We start from the raw sequence: 1,531 nt of genomic DNA, 5'->3' as shown, positions 1-1,531 counted from the left end.
TTTAGAGATACACTCACAGATACAAGCTACAATTTAAGCCCGATTATTGTCGTAATTGAAATACCACAAACAAAGCTAACTGTAGAACTTGATGCCAAAACTTATGAGGACACCAGAGAAAAACTAATGATTCTATAATATTTATTTTGGTAGAATAACCGAATTTATTAAATTACAAAGGTTTTACTAATGATTATGGATGTTGTAGAAATTCAAAAAATTATACCTCACCGCTACCCTTTTTTACTTCTAGATAGAGTTACAGAGATTAAAGAGAAAGAGTCTCTTATCGGGTTTAAAAACGTAACAATAGGCGACAACATATTTCAAGGTCACTTTCCGGGTCATCCGATCTATCCAGGCGTTATGATTTTAGAGGGAATGGCACAAGCCGGCGGCATATTGGCATTTAAAAGTATGGGCGATATGACCGAAGAGGAAGCTGCAAACAAAGTAGTCTATTTTATGAGCATCGATAAAGCGAAGTTTCGCACTCCCGTAAAACCGGGTGATAGACTTGAGTACCGCATAAGCGTCATAAAAAACAAAGGTCAAATCTGGGTACTTGACGGCAAGGCTTATGTTGATAATGTTTTAGTATCAGAAGCTGAACTAAAAGCTATGATAGTTGATAAGTAAGAAAAGGTAAATCATTGAATAAAATCTCCCCTTTGGCAATTATTGAAGATGGTGCGGTTATAGGCGATAATGTCGAGATAGGACCATACTGTTTTATCTCAGCAGCCACCACCATCGGCGACGGTACAAAGATAGAACAAAGCAGCTCTGTCTACGGAAAAACTACTATTGGAAAGAATAACCATATCTTTTCACATGCAGTAATCGGTTCGGCTCCGCAAGATCTTAAGTTTGCAGGCGAAGATGTAGAGCTAATCATCGGAGACAATAACAAGATCAGAGAATTTACCCTTTTTAACCCCGGCACAAAAGGCGGCGGCGGCAAAACAATTATCGGCTCTCACAACCTTTTTATGGGTTATGTACATGTCGGGCATGACGTAATCATCGGCAATCACTGTATTTTAGCAAATGCTGCAACACTTGCAGGACATGTTGAGATGGGTGATTATGCCGTTATTGGCGGGATGACGCCTATACATCAATTTGTTCATATCGGCGATTATGCGATGGTAGCAGGTGCATCTGCTCTGGCTCAAGACGTTCCTCCTTTTTGTATGGCAGAGGGAAATCGCGCAACCCTTAGAGGTCTAAATCTAACGGGGCTTAGAAGACATTTAAGCCGTGAAGATATTGATGAGTTAAAATCTGCCTACAGAGATCTTTTTGAGGCAGGAAAACCGTTAAAAGACGTTGCAAGCGAGTTGATTGAAAAAACTAAAAACCACCAAGTCCAAACTCTTTGCAACTTTATTCTCAAAACAAAACGTGGAATCCCCTACGAAAGAAAGAAAAACGATGACTAAAAAAGCACAAGTGCTTTGGGCTCTCTGCCAAAGAGAACCAAGTGTTAACGTAGGTAGCGGGATTACTCCCGATACCGTAATAATTA

2 protein-coding genes are annotated in these 1,531 nt (G+C 39.8%); both read left to right on the top strand.

The annotated features are described in order from the left end of the window. Positions 1-192: 192 nt before the first annotated feature. The gene (gene fabZ / locus IBX42_RS12490) at positions 193-639 is read left to right on the top strand and encodes a 3-hydroxyacyl-ACP dehydratase FabZ (protein ID WP_294932884.1); all 447 of its coding nucleotides are present in this window, start codon (positions 193-195) and stop codon (positions 637-639) included. A 14-nt stretch (positions 640-653) separates the two neighbouring features. Then, positions 654-1,445 carry an acyl-ACP--UDP-N-acetylglucosamine O-acyltransferase gene (gene lpxA, locus IBX42_RS12485; protein WP_294932872.1) on the top strand — a complete coding sequence of 264 codons (792 nt, stop codon included), beginning with the start codon at positions 654-656 and terminating at the stop codon, positions 1,443-1,445. The last annotated feature ends 86 nt before the right edge of the window (positions 1,446-1,531 follow it).

It is taken from the genome of Sulfurimonas sp., assembly GCF_014859695.1.
Lineage (GTDB): Bacteria > Campylobacterota > Campylobacteria > Campylobacterales > Sulfurimonadaceae > Sulfurimonas.
Note: the sequence above shows the minus strand (reverse complement) of the source record. Positions and strands in the feature narration are given on the sequence as shown.